A 7,312-nucleotide genomic window follows, 5' to 3' on the forward strand; every position below is an offset into this window, starting at 1 on the left:
TCTTGAGTTCCTGGAATACCCGGATGGTACTGTAGCCCTCATGCATGATGGCCGAAAGATCAATTACAGCCTCTTCGATAAATTAAGTCAGCTGAATCAGCGAGAGATTGTTGAGAATAAACGGTTGAGTGCTGTTCTGAATCATATCCAACAACAGCATGAAGAACTGGAACAGCAAAACAAACGTAATCGTTCTCAAAAGATGCCAAGCAGACGTGCACAGAAAACAGCGATTGAACAACGAAATCTAAATCCTGTGCTTGACTTGGAAATGTCCATATAGGACATTTCTATTTGGTTATTAGGTAGGACATTTCTACTTGGGAATAACATGAAATGAAAAATGGAGCTTAAAGCTCCCTTTTTTACTAGTTTTTTTTAAATTGCTAAGCGTAAATTCAGTGCTTTTACGACTTTAATAACAGTATCAAAGCTTGGATTTACATCGCCAGAAAGTGCTTTATAAAGACTTTCTCGACCTAAACCAGTGTCTCTTGATAATTGAGCCATTCCTTTAGCTTTAGCAATATTACCTAAAGCTTTTGCAATGAATGCCGCATCACCATTAGATTCATCGATACAGGCTTGTAGGTAAGCTTGCATATCTTCTTCTGTTTTAAGATGTTCAGCACTGTCCCATTTGCGAAGTTTGATAGCCATTTACAGCTCCTCCTCTAAATCTTGTGCTAATTGTAGGGCAAGTTTTATATCTTTACTTTGCGTAGACTTGTCTCCGCCTGCTAAAAGAATAACGACCCTTTGCCCTTGCTTACAGTAATAGATCCTGTAGCCAGGTCCAAAGAAGAAACGTAATTCAGAAACACCTTCACCTACTGGTTCAGTATCTCCAAAGTTTCCATCTTCAACCCGATCAATTCGGACTTGTATACGTCTTTTTGCCTGCAGGTCTTTTAACTTAGTAAACCAGTCATCAAAGACTTCAGTGGTATATATTGAGTACATAAGAGTAATGTATCCTATAGGATACATTCATGCAAGAAATAAACTTGAATGTATGGGGCTACAACAGAATTTCGTATAACCACCATTATGTTAAATAGATAGCAGTTGGGAGATTATTTATTCTTTCAATAGACAAAAACTTGCGGAATTTTTCTTAATTTGTAATCCTTGCGGCCAAGGGTGTCTAGCGTAGCTAAGACAGGTATTCGTTATAGTCGGGCCGCTATAATACGGATGACGAGTGCCTGTATGTTTAACCTAAATATCTTTAACAAGATCTCTAGCGAAGTATTGACCATCAAAAATGATCTTGAGCTGAATTCTGAAAATCAACTGATAACTAAGTATAAGACTTCTACTTCTGAAGATTATAAACAGGCTATTGTTTTGATTTTTAAAGAACGTGGCTATACACGTTTGGAAATAGGTCAATTACTTGGGGAGCCAAAAGCTTCATAAAATACCGATTAAACAAAGCTTGGATATAACATCCAGGCTTTATAAAAAAGTACCTAGCTGTTACCCTTGTCCTGATTTTTTTACTCTAAAACGTTCTTTCATCTTATGACACTTACGCCACCTTAAGTTTATTTATCGTCTTAAATCTGTAAATAACTCATCACTGTCTAGTGATGTGGTGTAGTCGTTTGTGTGTTGTATATATCACATCACTAGCCTATCTGAAAAATTAAAAAACAGGCTATGTTTATGTTATCTAATGTCCGAGAACAGTGGTTCTCTAACATCCGTGGGGATGTACTTGCCGGATTAGTCGTCGGTCTTGCACTCATCCCTGAAGCCATCGCATTTTCAATTATTGCAGGTGTAGATCCTAAAGTTGGTCTATACGCATCCTTCTGTATTGCCGTCGTGATTTCTTTCGTAGGTGGTCGTCCTGCCATGATTTCAGCAGCCACTGGTGCAATGGCGCTGCTTATGGTCACATTGGTCAAAGAGCATGGGCTTGAATATCTGCTGGCAGCAACAATTTTGACAGGCGTGATTCAAATATTGGCAGGCTATTTAAAGCTCGCCAAGTTAATGCGGTTTGTATCTAAATCTGTGGTTATTGGATTCGTAAATGCGTTAGCGATCTTAATTTTCATGGCTCAATTGCCTGAACTGATTAATGTGACCTGGCATGTATATGCTTTTGTTGCTTTAGGTTTAGCAATTATTTATCTATTCCCTCTGGTTCCCAAATTAGGAAAATTACTCCCTTCTCCACTAGTCTGCATCATTGCAATCACATTATTGGCAATCGCTTTAGGAATTGATGTACGGACCGTGGGCGATATGGGGTCTTTACCTGACACACTTCCAATGTTCTTGATTCCAGATATTCCTTTGAATATTGAAACATTGATGATTATTTTGCCTTATTCAGTCGCACTGGCGGCTGTAGGTTTACTTGAATCGATGATGACAGCAACTATCGTGGATGAAATGACTGATACGCCAAGTGATAAATATCAGGAATGTAAGGGACAAGGGATTGCGAATATTGCTTCTGGCTTTATGGGTGGCATGGCCGGTTGTGCAATGATTGGTCAATCTATGATTAACGTAAAATCAGGTGGCCTTACACGCTTATCAACATTCTCTGCGGGCATTTTTCTTCTTATTCTGGTTGTATTTATCAGCGACTGGCTCAAAGTGATTCCAATGGCTGCATTGGTAGCGGTAATGATAATGGTCTCTATCAGTACCTTTGAATGGAGTTCTGTCACTCAGTTAAAAGATAATCCTAAGAGTAGTAATATCGTCATGATTGCGACGGTGATTGTAGTTGTTGCTACGCATAACCTGGCTTTGGGTGTGTTAACAGGCGTATTACTTTCAGCCTTGTTCCTGGCGAATAAACTTGAAAATGATATCCAGGTGACAGCATCTTTTGAAGGAATGGCCCGTTTATATGAGTTGAGAGGTCAGATCTTCTTTAGTTCTTCTGAAAAATTCATGCAAGGTTTTGACTTTAAAGAGGATGTAAAGGAGGTGATTATTGATTTGACCCATTCTCACATTTGGGATGTAACATCAGTCGCCATGCTTGATTCTGTTGTAAATAAATTTCAAAAGAATGGTGCGAATGTCACAGTACGTGGTCTAAATGAAGCCAGTTCGATCATGATTGATAAGTATGGGACACATGCCAGAATTTAAGTTTTAAAAATTCTATATTTATATAGAATTTCTAAAATTAACATAATACACCTTATACGAATCTAAAAATGGGAGCCTTTAGCTCCCATTTTTACTATATTTTTAAAGTTTTAAGCGTGTTGTACTGTGAGTTTTAAGCCTAAAGCATTTACTACACGATTAATCGTATCAAAACGTGGTGCTGAATCCTGACGTAGGGCTTTGTAGAGTGCTTCACGCCCAATCCCTGCTTCTTTAGCGATTTGAGTCATGCCACGAGCTTTAGCAATAACACCAAGTGCATGGGCTAATTCAGCTGGATCATTTTCTTCAAGAACCATATTGAGATACATCACAATGTCTTCTTCAGTTTTGAGCGACTCAGCCATATCAAAACTTGGTAAATCAGCGACTTTAACCATTTTAATCCTCCAATGTTTTCGATAGTTTGACTGCCCGATCGATGTCTTGTTGTTGAGTTGATTTATCTCCACCACCAAGCATTACAATCACAACGTCACCATGTTGGATGTAATACATCCTCCATCCAGAACCGAAGAATTCTCTCATTTCCCAAACGCCATCTTGGAGAGGTTTAATGTCTCCCCAGTTTCCACGTTGAACCTTATCTAATCGACGATTCAGGCGGATACGGGTCATATTGTCTTTAATGCCATCCAACCATTCATCAAATTCTGGAAGACGTTTAATTTCAATCATGAGGATTCCTTATCTTCTCACTATATTGTATTCGATCGAATACAATATGCAAGTAATTTATACGAACATCCATTAATTTCGTATAACACCATTATGTTAAATACATAATTTTTTTGGTTAAAATTTAAACTTTTTTACTGTTTTTCAGGCAAGATGCATATTTTTTTGAAGCCATACTTTCCTTGTCAGATGTTCAAACATTTTAAGGAGAAAGCAATGACACAAACAGCGAATGATCAACGTGCTACAGTAAAAAATCCTAATAATATTCAACATGCGCAGAATCAGGACAACCGTAGCCGACAATTGAATCCTAATCATAAACCTACGAAATCTAAATAAGGATGAAAACTATGAGCACAGCAGGTTGGCCTAGTACTACTGGAAATCCATCAGGTGGTGGCCGAGACAATAATCCACCTCGTAAATAAAAATTTATTTATCTTGTAATATCAATTCAGAAGGCCAAAGATATTGGCCTTCTGAAGGATATTTCTTCAGGAAGGCTTCCCATATCACGATAAAATCTTCTGATGTAGCTAACGTAGAAACGCTGGCTGTTTTTTGAAAATGTTTATAATAAAAGTCTTGCCAAAAATATATTAACCATAGGCCAGCTATGGCATTAATACTTTCAAACCACTTATCTTCTGGAAGTTCATTTTTCAGGAATAAATAATTCTCTTCTGAGACTTGTTCATAAATTTCATCATTTTTAAACTCACCATAAGGTAGACCTAGGAACTCATAGACTTCATTCAAGTAGCATAGTCTTCTGTTTTCTCTAACTTTTTTAATTAGTTGTATAAATTCTTTAATTTGTTCATCTTCGAGAGAAGGATCTAACCATTGCTCAAAACCATTAGTTGGAGGAATAGTCTTCAGAATCTCGACTTTATGTCCTTTTGTTGCTTCAAACTTTGCATTTATCTTTAAGATAAATAAAAGAAAATCTGTAAAAGTTTTTGATGGGAAGTATGGTCGTTTATTTTTAAACTTAAACTTTAATGCTTGGTTTAGTGAGATTGATTGGAATCCCCACTTCTTAGAAATTAAATGATCTAAGTGAATTAAAATTAGCAGTATATTGACGCCAGAATTTCTAAGCATCTCATGACTAATAATATTCTTTAAATCACCGTTAAAGCTAAAGTTATTTACCAGAAAATCATGTAGTTTGCAGACATCTTCATATAAAAAATTATTTTTTTCTAATTCTGAAAATAGCTTTATATGCTCATTCCAATAAAAAAAATCGTTATTCTTAATTGGATATAGTTCTAAGATTTTTAAGCAGTATGCAAAATTATAGTTTTCTTCATCTACAGCTAAAGAAGTTGCTGAATTAAGTACGAAAAACCCCATTTCTGAAGCAAATTCGGATTTAATTTTAACTTTAGCTATTTCATCATTTTTAAATGGAACATTAGTATATTTTTTCTCAATTTTACCTAGTTTCTTAGCCAGGTTTTTATCCATATTTTTCAATATTAAACAGTAGAATTCTAAAGGATTCATGGATGCCCTAATTTTTTAAAAAATCTAAAATTAACATAATACACCTTATACGAAATGCGTTTGTAACTCCAAAATAGAAATGTCCGGTTTCTCCAAAGTAAAAATGTCCGCTTTTAGAATATGCGCTTTTGCGATTATCGAAGCGGACGGTTTGATATGTTGGTGTCTATGTCGGATAAAGAACTTAAACGATTGTCGGTCGTGCAGGAAATCTGCGATCAACGCATAACTCAATCCCAGGCTGCTCAGCTACTTCATATTTCAGAACGTCAGATCAGGCGTTTACTGCAAAAATACAAAGCTCAAGGCCCAGCTGCATTAGCCCATGCCGGTCGTGGTCAAACCAGCAATTCCAGGCTTCCTGAAGAACTCAGGCTCAAGTGCCTCAATATGGTTGCTGAGCAATTCCATGGTTTCGGACCCACTTTAGCGCATGAAAAGCTGACTACCATTCATGGATTCGATATTTCAGTGGAAACCCTGCGTTCCTGGATGATTGCAGCCGATTTATGGATTCCTCGCTCCAAACGCCTGAAACGCCCATATCAGCCTCGTTATAACCGGGACTGTTATGGTGAACTGATCCAAATTGATGGCTCACATCATGACTGGTTTGAAGGAAGAGCCCCTAAATGCTGTCTATTGGTGTTTATCGATGACGCCACAGGAAAATTGCAGCACTTACGCTTCTGTGAGTCAGAATCAGCCTTTGACTATATGATTTCAACACGTTTGTATGTTGAGCAGCATGGTAAGCCTTTAGCCTTCTACAGCGATAAACATTCAGTCTTCAGGGTGAATCAAAGCAGCAAGAAAGACACCAAGATTACGCAATTTGGGCGCGTACTCAGCACCCTGAATATCGATATTATCTTCGCTAATTCACCACAGGCCAAAGGCCGTGTAGAACGAGCCAATAGAACGCTTCAGGACCGTCTGATCAAAGAAATGCGCCTGGAAGGCATCTGTTCGATTGAACAAGCGAATGCCTGGCTACCCTGCTTCATTGAGCAATTCAATCAGAAGTTTGCCAAGATGGCCTTTAATCCCAAGGATCTACACCGGACTGTCACTGAAACAGCCGAAGAATTAGATGATATTTTTACCTGGCGTGAACCCCGCAGAGTCACGAATAGCCTGACGATTACTTATGATAAATGCGTATATCTCCTGGAAAACACGGAAGAAAACCAAAGATTGATTAGTAAGTATCTTGAGTTCCTGGAATACCCGGATGGTACAGTCGCGATTGAATATCAGGGAAGAAAAATCAATTACAGCATCTTCGATAAATTAAGTCAGCTTAACCAGCGAGAGATTGTTGAGAATAAACGTTTAGGTGCAGTTCTCAATCATATTCAACAACAGCATGAAGAATTGGAACAGCAAAACAAACGTAATCGTTCTCAATCTATGCCAAGCAGACGTGCACAGAAGACAGTAATCAAAGAACGAAATCTGAATCCTGTGCTTGACTTGGAAATGTCTGTATAGGACATTTCTATTTGGTTTTAAGGTAGGACATTACTACTTAGGAATAACAGCGTTATAATTCTCTATAGAAATCAATGCTGTAGTTTCTAGTTGATAGCCCATCTTCCCCAAGGTGGGCTTTTTTTATGATTTTTCACGTTCCACGCTTATTATTTAATCAAAAGACCTCTTGCGAAAGTATAGTTTATCTAATTTTTGAATTGGCTAAAACCTCATAAAATATAGCTTTTGGCTGCTTAAAATTTGACTAACGCAAGAATTCTAAAGTTTCTCAACTTTGATTAGCTCAAATAAATACCATTTCTCTTTTTCTAGGTCTCTTTAAATCACGAATTATGTAACTATAGAGTATAGCCTAACGGAACAAAATAAAGTCTTAAAAAGCAACTCAAAAACCGTATTTATAGACTTAATATTTAATTTCGGTACAATATGTATTTAATTATCTAAACTCTAACGGTACAGAATGCCTAAT

9 protein-coding genes and 1 pseudogene are annotated in these 7,312 nt (G+C 37.3%); 5 read left to right on the forward strand and 5 right to left on the reverse strand.

Features of this window, described 5'->3' with window-relative positions; genetic code table 11:
* A pseudogene (locus tag FTT85_RS17635) lies at window positions 1-283 on the forward strand (ISNCY family transposase); the annotation flags it as partial.
* Window positions 284-378: 95 nt separating this feature from the next.
* Here the strand turns inward: FTT85_RS17635 and FTT85_RS17640 are convergent.
* Entirely contained in the window at window positions 379-660 is a 282-nt protein-coding gene (locus tag FTT85_RS17640; RefSeq protein WP_000985610.1) for an addiction module antidote protein, read from the reverse strand.
* A complete protein-coding gene (locus tag FTT85_RS17645) occupies window positions 661-963 on the reverse strand; it encodes a type II toxin-antitoxin system RelE/ParE family toxin (RefSeq protein ID WP_154320144.1) in 303 nt (100 codons plus the stop codon). It lies immediately after the preceding gene.
* Between the two features lie 249 nt (window positions 964-1,212).
* On the opposite strand from FTT85_RS17645, the gene FTT85_RS17650 reads away from it, so the two are divergent.
* Both FTT85_RS17650 and FTT85_RS17655 read left to right on the forward strand, forming a co-directional pair.
* Window positions 1,213-1,422, forward strand: a complete 210-nt coding sequence (locus tag FTT85_RS17650; RefSeq protein WP_004976362.1) for a hypothetical protein — start codon at window positions 1,213-1,215, stop codon at window positions 1,420-1,422.
* A gap of 249 nt (window positions 1,423-1,671) precedes the next feature.
* Window positions 1,672-3,126, forward strand: a complete 1,455-nt coding sequence (locus tag FTT85_RS17655; protein ID WP_026438532.1) for a SulP family inorganic anion transporter — start codon at window positions 1,672-1,674, stop codon at window positions 3,124-3,126.
* A 110-nt stretch (window positions 3,127-3,236) separates the two neighbouring features.
* Here the strand turns inward: FTT85_RS17655 and FTT85_RS17660 are convergent, their stop codons facing one another.
* The gene (locus FTT85_RS17660; protein WP_004969304.1) at window positions 3,237-3,527 is read right to left on the reverse strand and encodes an addiction module antidote protein; all 291 of its coding nucleotides are present in this window, start codon (window positions 3,525-3,527) and stop codon (window positions 3,237-3,239) included.
* 1 nt (window position 3,528) lies between these two features.
* Window positions 3,529-3,825 (reverse strand): type II toxin-antitoxin system RelE/ParE family toxin, encoded by a 297-nt coding sequence (locus FTT85_RS17665; RefSeq protein ID WP_004647749.1) that lies wholly within the window; start codon window positions 3,823-3,825, stop codon window positions 3,529-3,531.
* Window positions 3,826-4,041: 216 nt separating this feature from the next.
* Here FTT85_RS17665 and FTT85_RS18825 point away from each other — a divergent pair, with 216 nt between their 5' ends.
* Window positions 4,042-4,167, forward strand: a complete 126-nt coding sequence (locus FTT85_RS18825; protein ID WP_004969301.1) for a hypothetical protein — start codon at window positions 4,042-4,044, stop codon at window positions 4,165-4,167.
* Between the two features lie 93 nt (window positions 4,168-4,260).
* Here FTT85_RS18825 and FTT85_RS17670 read toward each other — a convergent pair whose 3' ends face one another.
* Window positions 4,261-5,343: a hypothetical protein gene (locus FTT85_RS17670; protein ID WP_004969299.1), complete on the reverse strand. Its 1,083-nt coding sequence runs from the start codon at window positions 5,341-5,343 to the stop codon at window positions 4,261-4,263.
* Window positions 5,344-5,511: 168 nt separating this feature from the next.
* Here FTT85_RS17670 and FTT85_RS17675 point away from each other — a divergent pair, with 168 nt between their 5' ends.
* Window positions 5,512-6,837: an ISNCY family transposase gene (locus tag FTT85_RS17675; protein WP_179989167.1), complete on the forward strand. Its 1,326-nt coding sequence runs from the start codon at window positions 5,512-5,514 to the stop codon at window positions 6,835-6,837.
* Window positions 6,838-7,312 lie beyond the last annotated feature (475 nt).

Origin of the sequence: Acinetobacter sp. YH01020 (assembly GCF_013420275.1) — a bacterium.
Taxonomy (GTDB): Bacteria; Pseudomonadota; Gammaproteobacteria; order Pseudomonadales; family Moraxellaceae; genus Acinetobacter; species Acinetobacter amyesii.